Annotated in this window: 21 protein-coding genes; 13 read left to right on the plus strand and 8 right to left on the minus strand. The window is 62.4% G+C overall.

The window, feature by feature from the left end; translation table 11 throughout:
• Positions 1-273 precede the first annotated feature (273 nt).
• Genes AC0L2F_RS18465 through AC0L2F_RS18485 form a run of 5 tightly spaced genes read left to right on the plus strand, consistent with a single transcriptional unit; the run spans position 274 to position 3,843 of the window.
• Positions 274-885, plus strand: a complete 612-nt coding sequence (locus AC0L2F_RS18465; protein WP_063993497.1) for a DUF1285 domain-containing protein — start codon at positions 274-276, stop codon at positions 883-885.
• The gene (locus AC0L2F_RS18470) at positions 882-1,553 is read left to right on the plus strand and encodes a CoA pyrophosphatase (RefSeq protein WP_007607044.1); all 672 of its coding nucleotides are present in this window, start codon (positions 882-884) and stop codon (positions 1,551-1,553) included. The genes AC0L2F_RS18465 and AC0L2F_RS18470 overlap by 4 nt, the downstream gene beginning before the upstream one ends.
• The gene (locus AC0L2F_RS18475) at positions 1,550-1,813 is read left to right on the plus strand and encodes a DUF6111 family protein (RefSeq protein WP_473249343.1); all 264 of its coding nucleotides are present in this window, start codon (positions 1,550-1,552) and stop codon (positions 1,811-1,813) included. The genes AC0L2F_RS18470 and AC0L2F_RS18475 overlap by 4 nt, the downstream gene beginning before the upstream one ends.
• 9 nt (positions 1,814-1,822) lie before the next feature.
• Positions 1,823-3,079 (plus strand): CCA tRNA nucleotidyltransferase, encoded by a 1,257-nt coding sequence (locus tag AC0L2F_RS18480; RefSeq protein WP_473249344.1) that lies wholly within the window; start codon positions 1,823-1,825, stop codon positions 3,077-3,079.
• Positions 3,076-3,843: a sulfite exporter TauE/SafE family protein gene (locus tag AC0L2F_RS18485; RefSeq protein ID WP_473249345.1), complete on the plus strand. Its 768-nt coding sequence runs from the start codon at positions 3,076-3,078 to the stop codon at positions 3,841-3,843. Before AC0L2F_RS18480 ends, AC0L2F_RS18485 begins: the two co-directional genes overlap by 4 nt.
• A 35-nt stretch (positions 3,844-3,878) precedes the next feature.
• Here AC0L2F_RS18485 and AC0L2F_RS18490 read toward each other — a convergent pair whose 3' ends face one another.
• Entirely contained in the window at positions 3,879-4,214 is a 336-nt protein-coding gene (locus AC0L2F_RS18490) for a nuclear transport factor 2 family protein (RefSeq protein WP_063993495.1), read from the minus strand.
• A gap of 128 nt (positions 4,215-4,342) precedes the next feature.
• Here AC0L2F_RS18490 and AC0L2F_RS18495 point away from each other — a divergent pair, with 128 nt between their 5' ends.
• Positions 4,343-7,906: a response regulator transcription factor gene (locus AC0L2F_RS18495; protein ID WP_473249346.1), complete on the plus strand. Its 3,564-nt coding sequence runs from the start codon at positions 4,343-4,345 to the stop codon at positions 7,904-7,906.
• Between the two features lie 71 nt (positions 7,907-7,977).
• Here AC0L2F_RS18495 and AC0L2F_RS18500 read toward each other — a convergent pair whose 3' ends face one another.
• Complete coding sequence (locus tag AC0L2F_RS18500; protein WP_473249347.1) at positions 7,978-8,934, minus strand: AraC-like ligand-binding domain-containing protein; 957 nt, start codon at positions 8,932-8,934, stop codon at positions 7,978-7,980.
• A gap of 188 nt (positions 8,935-9,122) precedes the next feature.
• Between AC0L2F_RS18500 and AC0L2F_RS18505 the strand changes: the two genes are divergently transcribed.
• From AC0L2F_RS18505 to AC0L2F_RS18530, 6 genes are all read left to right on the plus strand, one after another.
• The gene (locus AC0L2F_RS18505; protein WP_473249348.1) at positions 9,123-9,524 is read left to right on the plus strand and encodes a hypothetical protein; all 402 of its coding nucleotides are present in this window, start codon (positions 9,123-9,125) and stop codon (positions 9,522-9,524) included.
• Positions 9,521-10,117 (plus strand): TetR-like C-terminal domain-containing protein, encoded by a 597-nt coding sequence (locus AC0L2F_RS18510; protein ID WP_007607062.1) that lies wholly within the window; start codon positions 9,521-9,523, stop codon positions 10,115-10,117. The genes AC0L2F_RS18505 and AC0L2F_RS18510 overlap by 4 nt, the downstream gene beginning before the upstream one ends.
• A 363-nt stretch (positions 10,118-10,480) precedes the next feature.
• Positions 10,481-11,503: an L-dopachrome tautomerase-related protein gene (locus tag AC0L2F_RS18515; protein WP_473249349.1), complete on the plus strand. Its 1,023-nt coding sequence runs from the start codon at positions 10,481-10,483 to the stop codon at positions 11,501-11,503.
• 39 nt (positions 11,504-11,542) lie between these two features.
• On the plus strand, positions 11,543-12,625 hold the full coding sequence (locus AC0L2F_RS18520) for a two pore domain potassium channel family protein (protein WP_473249350.1): 1,083 nt from the start codon (positions 11,543-11,545) through the stop codon (positions 12,623-12,625).
• Positions 12,626-12,740: 115 nt separating this feature from the next.
• Positions 12,741-13,190: a hypothetical protein gene (locus tag AC0L2F_RS18525; protein WP_473249351.1), complete on the plus strand. Its 450-nt coding sequence runs from the start codon at positions 12,741-12,743 to the stop codon at positions 13,188-13,190.
• Positions 13,187-14,260 (plus strand): TauD/TfdA family dioxygenase, encoded by a 1,074-nt coding sequence (locus AC0L2F_RS18530; RefSeq protein WP_473249352.1) that lies wholly within the window; start codon positions 13,187-13,189, stop codon positions 14,258-14,260. Before AC0L2F_RS18525 ends, AC0L2F_RS18530 begins: the two co-directional genes overlap by 4 nt.
• 93 nt (positions 14,261-14,353) lie before the next feature.
• Here AC0L2F_RS18530 and AC0L2F_RS18535 read toward each other — a convergent pair whose 3' ends face one another.
• The 6 genes from AC0L2F_RS18535 to AC0L2F_RS18560 all read right to left on the minus strand — a co-directional run bounded on the left by AC0L2F_RS18535 (position 14,354) and on the right by AC0L2F_RS18560 (position 18,070).
• Positions 14,354-14,551, minus strand: coding sequence for a YodC family protein (locus AC0L2F_RS18535; protein WP_063993490.1), 198 nt, complete (start codon positions 14,549-14,551; stop codon positions 14,354-14,356).
• A 367-nt stretch (positions 14,552-14,918) separates the two neighbouring features.
• Positions 14,919-15,665, minus strand: a complete 747-nt coding sequence (locus tag AC0L2F_RS18540) for an HAD family hydrolase (protein WP_473249353.1) — start codon at positions 15,663-15,665, stop codon at positions 14,919-14,921.
• The gene (hemF, locus tag AC0L2F_RS18545; RefSeq protein ID WP_473249354.1) at positions 15,662-16,561 is read right to left on the minus strand and encodes an oxygen-dependent coproporphyrinogen oxidase; all 900 of its coding nucleotides are present in this window, start codon (positions 16,559-16,561) and stop codon (positions 15,662-15,664) included. The genes AC0L2F_RS18540 and hemF overlap by 4 nt, the downstream gene beginning before the upstream one ends.
• 16 nt (positions 16,562-16,577) lie before the next feature.
• On the minus strand, positions 16,578-16,943 hold the full coding sequence (locus tag AC0L2F_RS18550; protein ID WP_063993489.1) for a 6-pyruvoyl trahydropterin synthase family protein: 366 nt from the start codon (positions 16,941-16,943) through the stop codon (positions 16,578-16,580).
• A 17-nt stretch (positions 16,944-16,960) separates the two neighbouring features.
• The gene (gene queE, locus AC0L2F_RS18555) at positions 16,961-17,593 is read right to left on the minus strand and encodes a 7-carboxy-7-deazaguanine synthase (protein WP_473249356.1); all 633 of its coding nucleotides are present in this window, start codon (positions 17,591-17,593) and stop codon (positions 16,961-16,963) included.
• Between the two features lie 18 nt (positions 17,594-17,611).
• A complete protein-coding gene (locus AC0L2F_RS18560) occupies positions 17,612-18,070 on the minus strand; it encodes a tRNA (cytidine(34)-2'-O)-methyltransferase (RefSeq protein WP_007607073.1) in 459 nt (152 codons plus the stop codon).
• Positions 18,071-18,359: 289 nt separating this feature from the next.
• Between AC0L2F_RS18560 and petA the strand changes: the two genes are divergently transcribed.
• Positions 18,360-18,890: a ubiquinol-cytochrome c reductase iron-sulfur subunit gene (gene petA / locus AC0L2F_RS18565; protein WP_007595042.1), complete on the plus strand. Its 531-nt coding sequence runs from the start codon at positions 18,360-18,362 to the stop codon at positions 18,888-18,890.
• Positions 18,891-18,945 lie beyond the last annotated feature (55 nt).

Genomic DNA, 18,945 nt, shown 5'->3' on the forward strand with positions numbered 1-18,945 from the left:
CTCCTTCAGCCTGCCATGCGGCTCGCTTGCGTCGTCATGTCATCACGTCCTCAACTCAAGACGCGGGCCCTATGCTAGACTTGCAGGAAGGCCATGTATTCGTTGAATTAACCTATCCCCACCTTATCGGCTTAGGGATATGTAGGGCATCACGAAGTGGCGACCTCCACACCGGACAAATGCGGGGTGGAACCGAGCACCCGGATACAACGTAAACCTGCACCAATCGTGCCAAATGACCGATCGTGCCAAATGACAAAGTCAGGGCAAACCATGGCGAACCAAGGGCAGAGCGCCGATCGCGGTCTCGAGGGGCTGACTGCCGCTGCCAAAACTGCTGCCGATGCCGAAGGTGCCAAAAAGGGCCTGCCTCCGGTGCATTTGTGGAATCCGCCGTTTTGCGGCGATCTCGACATGCGAATCGCATCCGATGGTACTTGGTTCTATTTGGGGACGCCAATCGGCCGTCATGCTTTGGTTCGCCTGTTCTCGACCATCCTGAAGCGTGAAGGCGACAAGCATTTCCTCGTCACGCCGGTGGAGAAAGTCGGCATTCGCGTCGACGACGCGCCGTTCATGGCGGTCGAGATGCAGAAGGACGGCGAGGACAACCACCGCGTGCTCCGCTTCCGCACCAATGTCGACGACTGGGTCACCTGCGATGCGGCGCACCGGCTGCGCTTCGAGCAGGCCAAGGACGGCGGGCTGACGCCCTATCTGCATGTCCGCGCCGAGCTCTGGGCCAAGGTCACCCGCGCGCTCTATTACGATCTGGTTGACATGGGTGAGGAGCGGATGGTCGATGGCCAGCCGATGTTCGGTGTCGAATCGGCCGGCGAATTCTTCGCCATGGCCGATGCGGAGCAGGTGAGGGCCGCGCTTTGAACAAGCCTATTTCCAGGAACGATCCCGCCGTGATCGGTGCGGCCGATTTCTTCGCCCGCTCCACGGCGCGGCTCGGCTTCGACGTTCCGCCCGGTCTCTACGATCCCAACATCATTCCGGCCTCGGGCGATCCCGGCACCGACAAGATGCTCGAGATCATCGCGCGCGAGCAGCCGGTGCGGCCGGCGGCGGTGTTGATCGCGGTGGTCGATCATCCCGAGCCGACCATCCTTCTGACGCAGCGTTCGGCGCATCTGAACGACCATGCCGGCCAGATCGCCTTTCCCGGCGGCAAGATCGACGCGATCGACCGCTCGCCGCTCGATGCGGCGCTGCGCGAGGCCGAGGAGGAGGTCGGGCTGTCCAGAGACTTCGTCGAGCCGATCGGCTATCTCGATCTCTACGGCACCGGCTTTGGCTTCCGCATCCTGCCGACGGTTGCCAGGGTGCGCCCGGGTTTTGAGCTGACGATCAACCATTCCGAGGTTGATGATGCGTTCGAAGTGCCGCTATCCTTCCTGATGAACCCGGCCAACCACCAGGTGCATAGCAAGGAATTCCGCGGCATGGAGCGGTCCTACTACGCGATGCCGTTTGCGGAACGCTACATCTGGGGCGCGACGGCCGGCATGCTGCGTGTGCTCTACGAGCGGATCTATTCATCATGATCAGACCGATCCTGACCGAGATCGGAATCTTCCTCGTTCCCTTTGCCGTCTATGCGCTGTTCCTGGCCGCCACGCGCTCCGGCCTGTTCGTGCAATCGTCCTGGCCAACCACCATCGTCGCGCGTCTCATGCTGGCGGCGCTCGTGCTGGTGATCGCGGGGCTGATCGGCTTTGCGCATTACTCCGGCGCCGCGCCGGATTCGACCTATGTCCCCGCCCATATCGAGAACGGCAAGCTCGTGCCGGGCGTGGAAAGATAGGGCCGGCCGATGAGCGCGGTGCCCATGCTCGCCGATGCGCCCTGGCTGATTTCGGGCGGGACCGCGCGCGTCCTGCAAATGCTCAACGCGGATGGCGAGGAGGCGCGGGTGGTCGGCGGCGCCGTGCGCAACGCGCTGCTCGGCCTCGTGCCTGGGGACATCGACATCGCGACCACGGCGCTCCCGCATGAGGTGATGCGGCGGGCCAAGAGCGCCGGCATCAAGGCCGTGCCGACCGGCATCGACCACGGCACCGTCACCCTCGTCATCGACGGGCAACCGTACGAAGTCACGACGCTGCGTGAGGATACCGAGACCTTCGGCCGCAAGGCCACGGTCGCGTTCGGCCGCGACTGGGTGAAGGACGCCGAACGCCGTGACTTCACCATGAACGGCCTCTCGGTCGATTGTGACGGCGTCGTCCACGATTATGTCGGAGGCATCGCGGATGCGGCCGCGCGTCGCGTGCGCTTCATCGGTGATCCCGACCAGCGCATCGCCGAGGATTTCCTGCGCATCCTGCGCTTCTTCCGCATCCACGCCGCCTTTGGCGCCGGCGATCCCGACCGCGACGGCTACCTCGCCTGCATCCGGGGACGCGCGGGCCTGGCGAGCCTGTCAGCCGAGCGGCTGCGCATGGAGATGCTGAAGCTGCTCGTCGCTCAGGGCGCTTCTGCCGCCGCGCTCGCCATGGCGGACGGTGGATTGCTGCAAGCGCTGACCGGCGGCGTGGTCTACACCGGGCCGCTCTCGGCGATGATCGCGATCGAGCGCGAGCTTGGCCTCACCGCAAGCAGCACGCGGCGGCTCGCCGCGCTGACGGTCGCGGTGACCGAAGACGCCAAGCGCGTCGCCACGCGCCTGAGGCTCTCCAATGCGGAAACCAAGGCGCTGGATTCGATGGGGCACCGCTGGTGGCGCCTGGCCACCAAGGGCGAGGCCGATGCGCGGCGGCTGCTCTACCGGCTCGGTGCGGAGCGCTATCACGATCGCGTGGTGCTGGGCTGGGCGCGAGCCGGCGGCGACGTCGGCTCGTCGCGATGGCGTGCGCTCGCCGAGTTGCCGCAGCGCTGGACTGCGCCGAAATTTCCGCTGCGCGCCGCCGACTTCATCGCGCGCGGCATGGCGGAAGGACCCGCGCTCGGACATGTCTTGACGCTCGCGGAGGACGCTTGGCTTGCGGCGGATTTTCCCCTGGAGCAAGCCGCAATCGCTTCCATCGCCGATCAAGCTGCGGCACGAATCAGCCGCGACGAGAGAACGTGACCATCGTCTCAGGCTTCGCCGACATCTCGATTTTTCAGCTCCTGCTGGTCGCGTTGATGGCGTTGTTTGCTTCGATCATTGGTGGTCTCGCCGGCTACGGCACCGGCGCCTTGATGCCGCTGGTGCTGGTCCCTCTCGTCGGCGCCGAGCCGGTGGTGCCGATCATCGCGATCTCCGCGATCTTCACCAATTCCAGCCGCGCGATCGCCTATCTGCGTTACGCCGATCGCCGCCGCGCGCTGATCGTGCTGGCCTGTGCAGCGGTTACGACCGCCCTCGGCGCCTACGGCTATACACGGCTGACCAATGCCGGCGCGGCACTGGTGATCGGCTCCATGCTGATCCTGAGCGTGCCGCTGCGCCGTGTGCTCCGCCGCCGCCAGGTCAGGATCGGCGACACCGGTCTCGCGGCCGGTTCGGTCGGCTATGGCGTGCTGGTCGGCGGCACCTCCGGCTCCGGCGTGATCCTGCTGTCGCTGCTGATGGCCGCGGGGCTCGAGGGCGCCGCCGTGATCGCGACCGACGCGATGATCTCGCTCGGCACGGGCCTCATCAAGATCTCGGTGTTCGGCCTTGCCGGCGCCGTGACCGCACAGGTGCTCGCCTTTGCGCTTCTGATCGGCGCAATCGCGATTCCCGGCGCGTTCCTGGCCAAAGCGTTTGTCGAGCGGATGCCGGTACACATCCACACCGCGATCCTCGACGTCGCGGTGATCACCGGCGGGCTGGTGATGATCTCGGCCGCGGCGAGGCAGCTCATCTAATCAAGTCGCGTCCCGCTGGCGGCTTGAATCACGCCTCAGGCCTGGTGTGAGGGACTGCACTCCAGTTCCTTGATCCTGCCGGCGGCGTCAAACGCCAAGAGTGCACTCATCACGCCGGCACTGGTGATGTACGAGATAATCGTCCCGTCGTTCTTCCAGGGATTGAGGTCATCCAGCGTGCCTGCCGGATATTTTCGGAGGTGATCGACCCAATAGGCACGCAGTGCCTCGCGCCCGGTGATGGTTTGGTGGCCAGCACAGCCGCAGTGCACAACGGCATTGTCGGCATGGAGCTCCAGGATCGCCTCTATATCGCCCGCGCGATAGGCATCTAGCCAGTCGACAGCAACGGCCATGGGGTCAAAGGACATATTTTCACTCACATGCGTCCAAATCTGGTGTGGGCTCGGGAACCGCCGAGCCTCCTATGATTTTAGTATCCCACCCGGCCACGGCCATATGCCGAAGGACATAGAGGACCGGGCCGAGGGCAAGATCGATGTTGGACGCATCCGCCAGGCAAGGGATACTCAAGCCCATCCGGCTTGTGCTCGTCGATCCGCAGCCGATCGTGTTGCAGGGACTGAGGTCGGTTCTCGGGACGCAGCCGGACTTCGAGGTCGTCGCAACGTCCGGCGATGGGACAAGCTGCCTCGAAGCAATTCGGAATTTGACACCCGACGTCGCGCTTCTTGCCGACAGGGTGCCGGATCTGACGGTCTCCGAGATCCTCGCGATCGTGAAAGCTGAGAAGCTCTCCACGCGCCTGGTGTTCTTCGCCGAGTCCGACACCGACCACGATCTGGCTTCCGCTATCGCAGCCGGCGCCTGCAGCGCAATTTCTAAGTTTGCCTCTCCCGCCACGATGCTGCGATCACTGCGGGTGATGACGAAGAGCGGTGTGGCACTGGAGAAGTCCGATCTCTCGGCAACCGGCAAGGAAGCGGAGGGCGACGGCAAAGTCGAAAAGATGTTGGAGCTGTTGACGCAACGGGAACGTCAAATTGCACGGCTCGTGGCGGAAGGACTGTCGAACAAGGAGATCGCGCGTCAGCTCAACGTGTCCGACGGGACGGTCAAGGTCCACCTGTACAATATTTTCCAGAAGCTTGAGATCACCAACAGAACCGTGCTCGCGACCATCGCATTGCTGCAACGCCCCTCCGGCCTGGCCGCGCTCTCCCTGGCCTTTCTGGCGCTCGCAATTGCGGACGAACTCAAGGCGTCGGAAGCGAACGGCATCTTCCCGGATGAGAACGGCGTCGGCCACGCGGACGAGCACGCGGGATACGAGCACGCCGCGTATGAGCCCTGGAAAAAAGGCATTCTCCGGCACCTCGTCGTCTGGGAATCCGGCGAGACGCCCACGCAAGCCCAGAGAGACTTGTTCGCCAAGGCCGCCCAGATCACGAACCCGGCGGCGGCAATGGAAGCGCTGCGCACGGCCGAGCAATCCGGAGGCGCGACACCGTGGACACACCACGGTCCTGCTGGATCGAGCGCGCCCGATCTTCCTGCGCGCTTGCTGCGAGAAGCGATCGACATCCAGATCGGTGACGACCCGGCCCCGGAACATCAATTCCCGCGGCTTCTTTCCAATGCGATGTCGATGCACGGAGGGTCTGGCAACTTTGCTATTCTCACCGGTGCGTTGATCTACGCACTGCAGGACCCCCATCTCGCCGCGCACGCGCATGACCTCCGTGAAGCCTCGATCGACAGCATCCTGGCCGTTACCCAAGAGAGTGCGACCACAAAACTGGCTGCGATCACTCATGCTGCCGCCAATGATGACGACCATTCAGCCCCAAGTTTCCTTTCGCACGATGTCCATCCGTCTTCCGCCGGTGTGACCACTGGACACGACAACGCCGCTCAAGAAGGCGCTCTGGTTCAAAAGGGCGCGGGCGATGCGGGTGACAATCTCCACAAACCTGTTGGCGCGGACCTTGGTCACGAGGCCAGTATCGGCGTAGGCGGCAACGTAGAAAACGTAGTTTATCGTTCCCCGATCGACTCCAAGTCGACAGCTTCCGACACCGTGTTCGACTTCGCATCTGGGCCGGGCAGGATCAATCTTGCGGCTTTCGGAGCGCTTGCCTGGCTGCATATGACGGCGGCAGCCAAGTCTATACCGCCACATACACTCGCCTGGGTCTACGACTCCGCAAGCAACGAAACGATCGTCTATGTGAATGCGACCGATCGTAACCTTGATATCGGCGATCGCGGCCTGCTGGAAATCCATCTGGAGGGGATTGTATCCATTGCGGAGGCGGACGTCGCCTCCGAGTCAGATGGCGCCGCTGTCGCGACTACCTTGGAGCAGCTCGAAGCAGTGCTGATATCCGCGACCGAAACCGATGAGGCTGCTTCGAGCAAGGACCATGTCCAAACCACTATCGAGGGGAGCGAGAGTTCGCTCGGGACGGCTGGAGCTTGGGCTATACTTGCCAACAACGGCTCGGGTTTCCAGTTCGGGCATCGGTCCGGCTTGGGAACGTCGACGAGCCTCGGGAGCTCCACCGACGCGTCGGCGGATGCAACGGAAGAGAGCGATGGTCCGTCTGCTGCGTCGGCTCACGGATCATCCATCGAGCTTGCGCATAGCGCGACGGCCCCGGCAGTTGCAAATGTCACATCGAACAGTGGTCCGACCAATACGGGCGCTGGCGTTTCGTCGACTGCACCGAATGAGATCGACCAACCCAGCGTCGTAACGGCCGACAACGCCGGCCACGGCAACTCGCAGCACGCTCCGGACCCATCGACTGATGGCTCCAAGCCGGGCAACGGCGTCGGCAATGGCGCCGAGCATCACGACAAGGGCCCGGAGGCTCCGGGAGGGTCAGCGAAGAAGGCAGAACCAGACGGCGCGGAACACGGCAAAGCCGGGCACTCAAACGCAACGGACGCAGCCGATATCGATCCGGGCGCCGCAGCGGCAGCCAGCGCGGGTCATGGCAACTCAAAGCACGCTTCGGAGCCGGGGTCTGCAAAGGCGGCAGCCGGCGAATCGACTGAAGCTGGCTCCAAACCGGGCCATGGCGTCGGCAATGGCGCCGAGCATCACGATAAGGCTTCAGAGGCTGCGGGAGGGGCAGCGAAGAAGCAAGAGCCAGCGGGCGCGGAACACGGCAAACCCGGGCACTCAACCGCACCGGACGCAGCCGATATGGATCCGGGCGCCGCAGCGGCTGCCAGCGCAGGCCACGGCAACTCGCAGCACGCTTCGAAGCCAGAGTCTGCAAAGGCGGCAGCCAGCGAATCAACTGAAGCTGGCTCCAAATCGGACAACGGCGCCGGCAATGGCGCCGATCATCATCACGCTTCGGCTTCTGATGCTGCGCACGGACCTGCGAAGACGGCAGAACCAGGCGGGACGGAACACGGCAAATCCGAGCATTGGAGCGCTGCAAACGCACCGGACGCAGCTGAGACCAATCCGGGCGCCGCAACGGCCGCCAACCCGGGCCACGGCAATGCGCAGCACGCTTCGGAGCCGGGCTCTGCAAAGGTGGCATCCACAGAATCGACTGAAGCTGGCTCCAAGCCGGGCAACGGCGTCGGCCACGGCGCCGAGCATCACGCTTCGGCTTCGGAGCCTGCGGGGGCAGTGAAGACGGCAGAACCGGCCACCGTGGACCACGGCAACTCGGAGAACGAGTTACACTCAACCTCTGCAAACGCATCGCAAGCAGCCGATATCGGAGAGCCAAGCGTCGCAAGCGGCGGTAACCCCGCACACGGTAACTCGCAGCACGCCGCGCAATCCGCTGCAATCGCATCAGAAGACGCACACCCCGCCAAAGCTGCGTTGGGGACCGGCGGCCTGGACCAAGGACCGGTGTTCCGCTTCGATAGCGGCGCAACTCCTTCTGCTCTCGTTACGGTCGTTGAGCTGAAACAGCTCAATGATCTGCTCGATCCGCACGTTCCACCTGGTCAAGCGGAGGACCTCGTCAAGATCGTCCCTCATGCACTGAGCGGACACGCGGACGATCACGGCAATAACGGCGCGCACCAAGCCATTGTACCTGCGCATCATGATTTGCTGATTTGAACTGTGACCGCGACGGAGGCGATGATCTCGCTCTGCTCCGGCCTCGTGCCGCAAGCTGAGCGAAAGCTTGTCTACCCTTTTCGGTGAGAAAGCTGGTAGTCGCTGGGCGACATTCCATAGACTTTCTTGAAGCATCGGCCGAAGTGCGTCAGGTCGGAGAACCCCCACCCGAATGCAACCTCGCTCACGCTACGCCGCAATTGAACAGGTTCTTCGAGAGCCTGCCGACACTTTTCAAGCCTCTCCCGCAAGATCAGGCGCCCTATGGAAGTATCCTGCGAAGCGAGAATGTTGTTTGCGTAACGGACACTAAGGCCCACGGCATCGGCGACCGACTGAGGATCGAGGTCGGGATCCGCTAACCTCGATTTAATCGTGGCGCGGATTTCCAGGATTGCCATTGCTTTGGTCGAGGAGATGCGGAGCGTGGTGCTCTCGACGGCTTTGGCGAGCGAGAACGCAATCAAATCCAGCATGAAATCAGCAGCCAATCGTCCGCAAACGGGGCGCACCTGTCCGGCCAGACTTGGCAGCGCTGCGCTGAAAGATGAGATCAGAGTGTCATCGGTTGCGCCCACCGGAATTTGTCGTGCGAGCATGCCGCGGGTCTTTCCTACCCGCGCCTGCAGTTCACGTCGAGGTAGCTTTAGGACCAAGGTCCTCGAATCCTCGGAGAACTTTGCTGAATAGGGGAGAGCCGGGTCGAGCAGCGTCATGTCGCCGGGATGCAGAGTGATTTGCTGTCCGTCTTGCTCCACGCTCACAAGACCGCTTGTTTCTCGACAGAAAAGCAATTGGTCGGAACTCATCCGGGAAATATGGGCCTGCGCGTGCTCCACCTTGAGCGGAGAATTCTGGAAGGCGACTAGATCCAGTGCCCCTACCGATCCGACCTCGATCTCCGCTTCGAAGTGAGCCCGCGAGTCGGGGAAAGACTCGTGCTCGACGATCTCCTTGCACGCCACGCTGTGCCAATAGTCGAAGCGATCACGAGGATGCACGTCCCTGGTCGTGAAGATGGTTTGCAATTCACCCTTCCTTAACGGTGCGGCAGCCGAACAGAAGTTCCAACCTGGCCGAGCAAAGCCGCCCCGGAACGGATAGCTTCGCGACTGCACCAGGAGCCTCGTATTGCAGGCTCTCGCGTGAAAGGAAAGAGAGCTCGCGCGAAACCGTGAAAGTACGGAAGGACGAACATCGAAGTCGAGGGGTTCCGATGCACAACCAACCAGTTCAGCGGCAGCTAAAAACCAAATCTTTCTTGCCGGCGAAGCAGCAACCACTTGTCAGAGGCGATGCCTTGAGATCGGTGACTATCGGCTTCCCGGCTCAGGTAAAACACGAACCAAAGAGAGTGCATTTCGATCCGCCACTACGTGCGCGACTTGTCGGCCCGGACGAAAGCCAGAGCACTGAATGCGAAGTCACGACGGTTTGGGACGCCGGCGCGCAGTTGCGTGTGAAGGATCCGCCGCCCGCCCAATTCGTCCTGCAGTTCGCATGGGCACCAACCGTCGTTGCGCGGTTGTGCAGGCGCACCCGCTGCAACGGCGAGGAGGTCTGGGTCGAATACATCAAGCAGCCCCCGTGCTATTCCATGAAGGATGATCAGCGATGAATACAGACATCAACGTTGGGCACTTGTTCTCGAGCCCGTGGGAGCGAAAGCTCGCAAACGACATTGTCGCCGAACTCGAACGCTGCTCAGGTGAGAAGCGGTCCAGCATTGACGAAATGCGCCGATTCCTGGCTATAAAAGGCTATCGCGATCTGCTCGGCCGATTGCAGGCTGCGTGCGAAGGCAAGCGATCTTTCGAGGCGTTGAGGGCGGCAGCACACGCGATGCGATGGTATGCGCTCGAGCGCCCGGCAATGTCCGCTGCAACGTTTCGGACTCCCACGACAGATACTGCTGAATGGCGAGAGGCATTGGAGAGCTTGCGGATGTTTATGACTCAAATCCTGTCCGAGTGCGGATTGCGCGGCACGGCGGCAGACGATGCTCTGCGAATCCTCCGCAGCCTCGTTCGCGGATTCGTCCTGCATGAAGTCATGGACTCGTTCTTCGACACACCTTCCTACGACGAGTGTTACGAGAGCGCGATCGAGATGTTCATAGCCGGTCTGCCAATACTTGCGCGCACGAACCTGAAGGTCGCGAACAGTGAAGGTGGGGATAGCAGAGATTGCGCGGTCTCGTCGCAGAAGTAAGGCGTCAATCTGTTACCCGCCACGGTCCTGCGGCTGGATGCGCGGTTCTGAAACTGGAACCTCCCTGAAGGCCGGACGCGCCGAAAGCAATGGGCTGCGCCTGCTCTCAAGAACCAACGTTGACGATGCGAGCCCTAGGAACGATCGAAGGAAAGCCGGATTGGGCCCTAGACTTTTTGGAAAGGGCCTCTCATGCGTCCAATCGCGTTCAGCTCCTGCGTAGCAGTCGTGCTATCCATTTCGTCCGCGGTTCATGCGCAATCCGCAACAGAGGATATCAAGTCCAAGGCCCAGCGGCTTGTCGCGCCTCTTGTCGAAAGTCGCGACAGTCGGCTGCGATCGGTCGCAACCTTCGAGCATCAGGTGACCGGGGTTACGGTCGCCCCGGACGGCCGCATATTCGTCAACTTCCCGCGCTGGACAGAGGATACGCCGGTTTCGGTGGCCGAACTCATGCCGGACGGGTCGACCAAGCCATATCCCAATGAGGAATGGAACGGCTGGCGCAACGCGCGAATGTCCGAGGTATCGCCCAATGATCACTTCGTTTGCGTTCAAAGCGTCGTTGCGGACCGGCGCGGATCGCTTTGGGTCGTCGATCCCGCGGCTCCCAATGCCGAGAAGACCGTGAAGGGTGGACCCAAGATCGTCGAGGTCGATCTGAAGTCGAACAGCGTGAAGCGGATCTTTCCGATCGCGGCGGATGTCGCTGGTCCGGCCAGCTATCTCAACGACATCCGTATCGCCCCCGACGGAAAATTCGCCTATCTGACCGATTCCGGTTCGCCCGGCGGCCTGATTGTTCTCCACATCGAGTCCGGGCAGGCTTGGCGTGTCCTCAGCGACGATCCTTCGACCCAATTCGATCGGAGCGTCACCGTGATGACAGATGGCCAGCCGTTGCGACGGCCGGACGGACGGCAGCCCTTGTTCAATGCCGACAGTCTGGCGCTCACAAAGGACGGCAACACCCTCTATTGGCAGGCCCTGACCGGAAAGACTCTCTACCGGATCGCCACGTCCAGTATCCAGAGCGCGGACGCGGCGGCTCACGCTCGCCCGGAAACAGTGGCAACGACGGAGCCCGTCGATGGGCTCTGGACCGGCGAACATGACGAAATCTATCTGAGCTCGATCGCCGACAATGCCGTCAAGGTCCTCAACCCCAGCGACGGTACCGTGCGACAGCTGTTGACGGATTCGCGCCTGCGCTGGCCGGACACCTTCTCGCAAGGTCCTGATGGCGCAATCTATGTCACCGCGTCGCACATCCAGGATTCGCCCTGGTTCCACATGGCTTGGACGGACAAGAACTTCACGCTGTTCAAGTTCATGCCTGAAGACGCGAACACCGTCGGGTCAAGTCGCGAGCCGAACCGGCAGTAAGCGCACGGCTCCGGAGGCGGCTTAGGACGAGGAGGACAAATGGCCCATTGGGTTGAGCCTGTAGCCGGCACGCTGCTGATGGCACTGGTCCTTGCCGACGTATTCCTCACGGTTCTCTACGCACGCGCCGGCACCGGAATTATCAGCGACCGCCTGGCGAGACTGGTTTGGCTTGCACTGCGCCGGCTTTCCTCGGTCGGCAACGGCAACCATCTGCTTTCATTCTGCGGCCCGTTGATCCTGGTCGCCTTGCTGCTCACCTGGTCTATTCTGCTCGCGCTCGGGGCTGCGCTGATTGTGCACCCTCAGCTCGGGACCAGCATCACCGGCAGCAACCAGGAGACGCCAACCGACTTCGTGACGGCGCTTTACGTCGCCGGAAGCAGCCTCTCGATCGTAGGCGGCAGCAACTTCGGTCCGCAAAGCACCGGAGCGAAACTGCTGTTTCTTCTGAATTCGGTGATCGGTACGTCAGTCATATCGCTCACCATCACCTACCTGATGCAGATCTACGGCGCGCTCGGGAGCAGGAACTCGCTTTGCCTCAAGATTCACGCGCTTTGCGGCGAGACCGGCGATGCCGCGGACCTGCTCGCGCATCTGTTCGCAAATAACCAGTTGAGTGCGGGCTACAACAATTTGTCCGAGTTGGCCGCAGAGGTCACCGATACCAAAGAAGCTCACCACTTCTATCCCGTTCTGTTCTACTTCCGCTTCCCTGAACCGTTCTACTCCGTCTCCCGGTCGTCACTCATCGTCCTCGATGCCGTCTCGCTGATCAGAAGTGCGTTGCCAAAAGACGCCGATTGGCTCAAGCAATCCGGCGCAGTCACCCAACTATGGTCCTCCGCACTGCTACTCCTTTCGACCCTCAACAATGTTTTCCTGCACGAGAAAGCATCGGCTGAAGCCGACGACGGGGATCGGCAGCTCTGGCAGGTCCGGTTCGACAACGCACGACGGCGGCTGCGGCAAGCTGGGGTCAGTGTCACCGACGATCTTCCGCATTCGTGCGAATCCTACTTGGAACAGCGAAGAAGGTGGGACTGTCTCGTTTGCCTGCTTGGCCATTCCATGGCTTACCAGCCCTCGGACATCGATCCGGCGATACAGAGGGTGTAAACCCCTGCCGGACTCTCGCACCTAGCTCGGTGTGGCGTCTCAGAAAAGGCGGCGCCTTCGGCGGATCAGCCTCATTGGGCGGAATTGTTCAGGGTTGCAGCCGTGAGAGCAGACGTTGCCGATCCTGATCGCGGCGTCGCTGCTCCATCCGCATCCGTTCGAGTTCGCCTTCCGCTTTGGCTGTGTCCTCGTTCTGGCGCTTCATTTCAATGATCAGCGCTTCCTGCTCCGCGAGCCGCCGCTCTCCTTCGACGACGTCGCGCTCGATCTGTCTCAGCTCATCGTATATCGCCGTCGTGTACATCGCGATCCTCGCGCGGCCGTGCTGCCAAGCACGCCGCAAAGTAGCTTTCGCCTCTTGCAGGGCCTTATCGGGGCCGCGCGGTGCGGCCACGACCGCAGCGCGAGGCGCATGACTTCCAACTCAACCAGCTTCGCGAACGTTCCGGCTGATGCCATTTTTTCCCAGGCGCGCTTCAGCCAAGTTGCAAACAAGCGGTCGGCACAATATCGTCGATCCGACCTCCCTATTTCTGACGTCCATCCCCAGGAGCCAACACGATGAATGTGGTCTCAGTGCCCGGCGGGATTCATCGCCCTCCAGGGAAGGTCGATATCCCGTCTGCCTGGCAGGGCGCTGAGATGAAGGCCAATCCTGGTCGATGGTTGATATCGCTTGCGGCCGGCGAGATCGCCGAACTCGAGGGCGCGGCTGAAACATATCTTGGCAGAAGCAAGAAAATCGCCGAGATCACGAAGGAAAGCTTTCCGCTTCCCCGCTTCGGCGCGCATCTGGAAGAGCTTAAGACAACGCTCCTGGCTGGCCTTGGCTTCGAAGTCATCCGGGGCCTCCCGGTGGAAAAATATAACTTGGAGTTCGCGGCTACGATCTTTTGCGGAGTGGGCGCGCATCTTGGATCGGCACGATCTCAGAATGCAGCGGGGCACATTCTCGGTCACGTCCGTGACACCGGCGCCGATGCGAAGGATCCGAACACCCGAATTTATCAAACTTCGGAACGGCAGACATTCCACACGGATTCATCCGATGTGGTTGGATTGTTATGCATTCGCGAGGCGATGGAGGGAGGGGATTCTCTCCTGGTCAGTACGACGACAATCTACAACGAGATGTTTGAAAGACGTCCCGACCTTGCCGCCCTCTTGTTTGATCCGATCGCGACGGACCGGCGAGGCGAGGTGCCGGAGAACGAAAAGCCATATCTTGAAATCCCGGTGCTGAATTGGCATGCGGGGTTCCTGACCGGGTTCTATCAGCGCCAGTATATCGATAGTGCGCAGCGCTTTCCCGATGCGCCGAGACTGACGCCGGCTCACGTCGAGGCGCTCGATCTCTTTGACGCGCTCGCAAATGATCCCGCGCTGCATTTCGGCATGCGGCTTCAGCCGGGTGACATGCAGTTCGTCTACAATCATGCTTTGTTGCATGACCGGACCGGATTCCGCGATTGGCCCATTGCTAGCCAAAAGCGTCATTTGTTGCGCCTTTGGCTCAGCATGGAAGGCGACCGGCCGCTGCCCGATTGCTTCAAGCAGCGCTATGGCTCGATCGAGATCGGCAACCGCGGCGGCATTATCACCAAAGATACCAGTTTGAAAGTCCCGTTGGATTGACGTTCGAAGCATCTAGCGATGTCCGCTCTTGTGCCGCTATGGGCAGAGGAGCGGACATCAGGTTGGACTGAGCCGAGCACTCCGACCCAGGGGCTACTCTTCGTCTTCGTCGTCCTCGTCTTCGTCGAGTTCTTCCAGTCGATCGAGCACCGCGAGCGGCAGCGTCTCGCGAAACAGATCGCCTTCCGCGCCCATCCAGAGACAGATCACGTCGTCGCCCTTCACGTCAGCGACGGTGAGCGGCTGCCCGCCGGATTTCAGCATGACGATATCGCCGGCTTTTAGTTCCATGGATGGTCCTTTCGGTTGATTGACGGTGAAGCTAGCAAACCGGCATGACATGCCGATCACGGGCTACTCGGTCAGTGGATGTGTTGCGGTAGCGCGTATGCGCCGGCCGGGCTGCTGAATCGATCAGAGAGCTTTAGGCCGGAGCGATCCCATCACGAGAGGCAATGGCGCCTGTTCGATGGATGGCGCAAGGGCTCTTCCGTCCCGTGCGTCGCGACCATGACACCATGCGCCTGTTTTGCCCGACGGAGCAACCGATTTTGTCAGATCCGCAGTTTGCGTTTGCCGCAAGTCTTTGATTTTGCTGCGGCCGTCTACTGTGCATGGGGTTGTTTTCGACGTTTTTGCTTGTGCACCCCGATTGCAGTCAGCCCGGCACCAGTTCTGTCAGCGAGCGGATGATGCGGTCGGGCTTGACGATCGAGCCTTCGGGCAGGCCGTCGCCATGCACGTCGATCCAGATCGAGTAGATGCCGAGACGCTGCGGCGTCACCACTTCCCATTCCAGATTGTCGCCGATCATCCAGGTATCCTCGGCGGTGACGCCGAGCGCGTCCATCGCGTGCAGATAGGCGCGCTCCTCGGGCTTGCCGAAACCGTGCTCGCCCTCGATCTGGATGTGGTGGAAGCGATGCGCCAGCTCGAAGCGCTCGACCTTGGCGCGCTGGGTGTCGGCGGCGCCGTTGGTCACCAGCGCCAGCTTGATGCCGAGCGCCTTGAGCCTGTCGATGGCGTCATGCGCGCCGGGGAAGACGAACATCTCCTCCTCGCGATAGCTGGTGAAGCGGTCGGCGAGGCGGATGGCGAGGTCGTCGGGCAGGGTGCGGTGGCCCGCGGCCGCGAGCGCGGCAAAACCGCCCTTGACGGTGAGATGGCGGGCCTCGGCGAGCTTGAGCCGCCACGAGGCGTCCGCATTGGCCCAGAAGTTTTTCGCGAAAGCGAGCACCGTCGTTGCGACCAGTTGCGGCGGCAGCGGCGCGAGCTCCTCCGCGAACTCCGCTGTGATCGTGTTCCAGGCGATCTCGGGCCGCGCATAGGCCGAGAGGATGGTGTCGTCCATGTCGATCAGCATGGCGCGCGGCAGCGGCTTCATTGCGGGCTTCATCGTCGTCATGGCCACTTTACCTCCGGCGGCAGCGACGACAGGATTGAATCCACATTGCCGCCGGTCTTGAGACCGAAGATGGTGCCGCGGTCGTAGAGCAGGTTGAACTCGACATAGCGGCCGCGCCGGATCAATTGCTCCTCGCGATCCTCCGCGGTCCAGCTTGTCGTGAAATTGCGCCGCACGATGGCGGGATAGATCTTCAGGAAGGCGCGGCCGACGTCCCGGGTGAAGGCGAGGTCGGCGTCCCAGTCGCCGCTGTCATGCCAGTCGTAGAAGATGCCGCCGATGCCGCGCGCCTCCTTGCGGTGCGGCAGGTGGAAGTACTCGTCGCACCACTTCTTGTACTTGTCGTAATCGGCGACGCCGTTCGGCTGCGTGCAGGCCTGTTTCATCGCGGCGTGGAAGGCGATGCTGTCGGCATCGTCCTGCGTGCGCCGGCGGTCGAGCACCGGCGTGAGATCGGCGCCGCCGCCGAACCAGGCTTTTGTGGTGACGACGAAGCGCGTGTTCATGTGCACCGCCGGCACGTGCGGATTGCGTAAGTGCGCGATCAGCGAGATGCCGGAGGCCCAGAATTTCGGGTCTTCCGCCGCACCGGGAATCTGCGCGCGAAACTCGGGCGCGAATTCGCCGTGCACGGTGGAGCAATGCACGCCGACCTTCTCGAACAGGCGGCCGGACATCATCGACATCACGCCGCCGCCGCCGGCCGCGCCGGTATGATCGGTGCGCTGCCAGGGCGTGCGCTTGAAGCGGCCCGGTTCGCCCGGATACAGGCTCTGCGGGGCATCGTCCTCCAGCCGCTCGAAGCTCGCGCAGATATCGTCGCGCAAGGCTTCGAACCAGGCGCGTGCGCGCGTCTTGCGGTCTTCGATCAAGCTCGGGTCCAATGTGGATGTCATTCCGTCAGCCTTGTCGTCAGCCTTGCGGCCCATAATAGGTGCAGCTCTCGTTGCAACTGTCGCGGTGGATGCTGACGCGGGTGAGCTTGCCGATAGGCGCCAGCCGCTCCCAGACGAAGCGCGAGAGGTTTTCCAGCGTCGGTGTGCCCAGTGCCTCGATCTTGTTGAGATACTTATGGTCCAGAATCATGCGCACGTCTTCGATGGCGCGCTGGACCAGGCCGAGGTCGACCACCATGCCGGTTTTGGGATCGGGCGTGCCGCGCAGCGTCACCTCGGCCCGGAAGGAGTGGCCGTGGATCTCTTCGCTGGCGGTGCCAAACGTCGTTCCCGACAATGAGTGCGCCGCCTCGAAGCGAAACGATTTCGTCAATTCCCACATCTGTTCGAAAACCAATCCTATCTGATACCGAGCGACTTATGCGTCTGGACGCTGAGCCGCCATTGCGGATGATTGAGGCAATAGTCGATCGCGCCCGCGGTGTTTTGGGCGACCTCGGGCCCGTCCATCGGCTGCAGCGAGAAGCGCTCGAAGGCGAGGCTCGCGAAGGCCTCCGGCATGGCGAGCGGCTGCGGATAGACCAGCTTCAGCTCGTGGCCGCGCCGGATCACCAGATCGCTGCCGCCCTTCGGACTGACGCAGATCCAGTCGAGCCCCTCGGGCGGGGCGATGGTGCCGTTGGTCTCGACCCCGATCTCGAAGCCGCGGGCATGGAGCGCGTCGACCAGCGCGGTATCGACCTGAAGCAACGGCTCGCCGCCGGTGAGCACCACATAGCGGTTGTCGGTGGAAGCTGTCCATTGCGCGGCGATGGTGTCGGCGAGTTCCGCGGCCGAGCCATAGCGCCCGCCGAGCGTGCCGTCGGTGCCGACGAAATCGGTGTCGCAGAATTTGCAGGTGGCCGCGCTGCGATCCGCCTCGCGCCCGCTCCAGAGGTTGCAGCCGGCAAAGCGGCAAAATACGGACGCGCGCCCGGCATGGGCGCCTTCGCCTTGCAGGGTCAGGAAGATTTCCTTGACCGCGTAACTCAACCGTCTCTCCTCAACATATCAAACTTGCGGGTTCCGGAGCTGCCGCAGCGCTTCGCCTGCGGCCATCGCCGCGGTCATGGCGACATTGAGCGACCGCAGCCCCGGAGCGATCGGGATCACCAGCCGCGCGTCCGCGGCGTCGACCACCGCCTCGGTGACGCCGGCACTCTCGCGCCCGAATAGCAGGATGTCCGCCGTCTGGTAACGGAAATCGCGGTAGTCGGTCGCGCCTTTGGTGGTGAACAGCAGCAGGCGGGCGCCCTGCGCCGCCCGCCATTGCTCGAATTTCGACCAGGAGTCGTGCCTGACGATGCTGACCTGATCGAGGTAGTCCATTCCCGCCCGGCGGAAATGCCGGTCCGAGACCGGGAAGCCCGCCGGTTCGATGATATGGGCGGCCACGTCCAGACAGGCGCAGAGCCTGAGAATCGTACCGGTGTTCTGGGGGATGTCGGGTTGGAAAAGTGCGATCTGCATGGGCTGTGCAAGGCCTATATTGGGTTCAGTGCGGGCCCGAAATGTCTCAATAAAACATCGCTGGCCGCGGAATTCGTGCATTGCACGCTCCCGCGCCGATAGCGGGCTTGCGCTCGCCCGGCAAGGGTGCCAATAGAACGATTCTGGACTGCTGTTTTCGCCTGGTTTTGGTGGGGGCACGTGAAGTTCTGCCGCCGCGGGGGGCCGCGGGCGCCGGCAGGCTGTTCTGGGGACCTTGGGGGCTCCTGGAGCGGTTCCGCCGGCTGCATAAGAAGAAAGGGTTGGAATCGTGACGACAGCGTCTTCGGCGGACCATCCGACACGCCGTGATTTCTTATTCGTTGCAACGGGGGCAGCTGCAGCAGTAGGGGGCGCAGCTGCGCTCTGGCCCTTTATCTCCCAAATGAATCCTGATGCGTCGACCATCGCCGCCGGTGCGCCGATCGAGGTCGATCTCAGCCCGGTCGCCGAGGGGCAGGACATCAAGGTGTTCTGGCGCGGCAAGCCGATCTATATCAGCCACCGCACCAAGAAGCAGATCGACGAGGCGCGCGCCGTCAACGTGGCGAGCCTGCCCGATCCGCAGTCCGACGAGGCCCGGGTCAAGTCCGGCCATGATCAGTGGCTGGTCGTGATCGGCATCTGCACCCATCTCGGCTGCATCCCGATCGCCCATGAAGGCAATTACGACGGGTTCTTCTGCCCCTGCCATGGTTCGCAGTACGATTCGTCCGGCCGCATCCGCCAGGGGCCCGCGCCCGCGAACCTGCCGGTGCCGCCGTACCAGTTCGTTTCCGACACCAAAATCCAGATCGGCTGAGCTTCGGGCCCTCGTCCGAAGCTTCGCGCCGTCTCGTCGTACTATTTCCTCAGGA

Source organism: Bradyrhizobium sp. Ken64, from assembly GCF_055807555.1.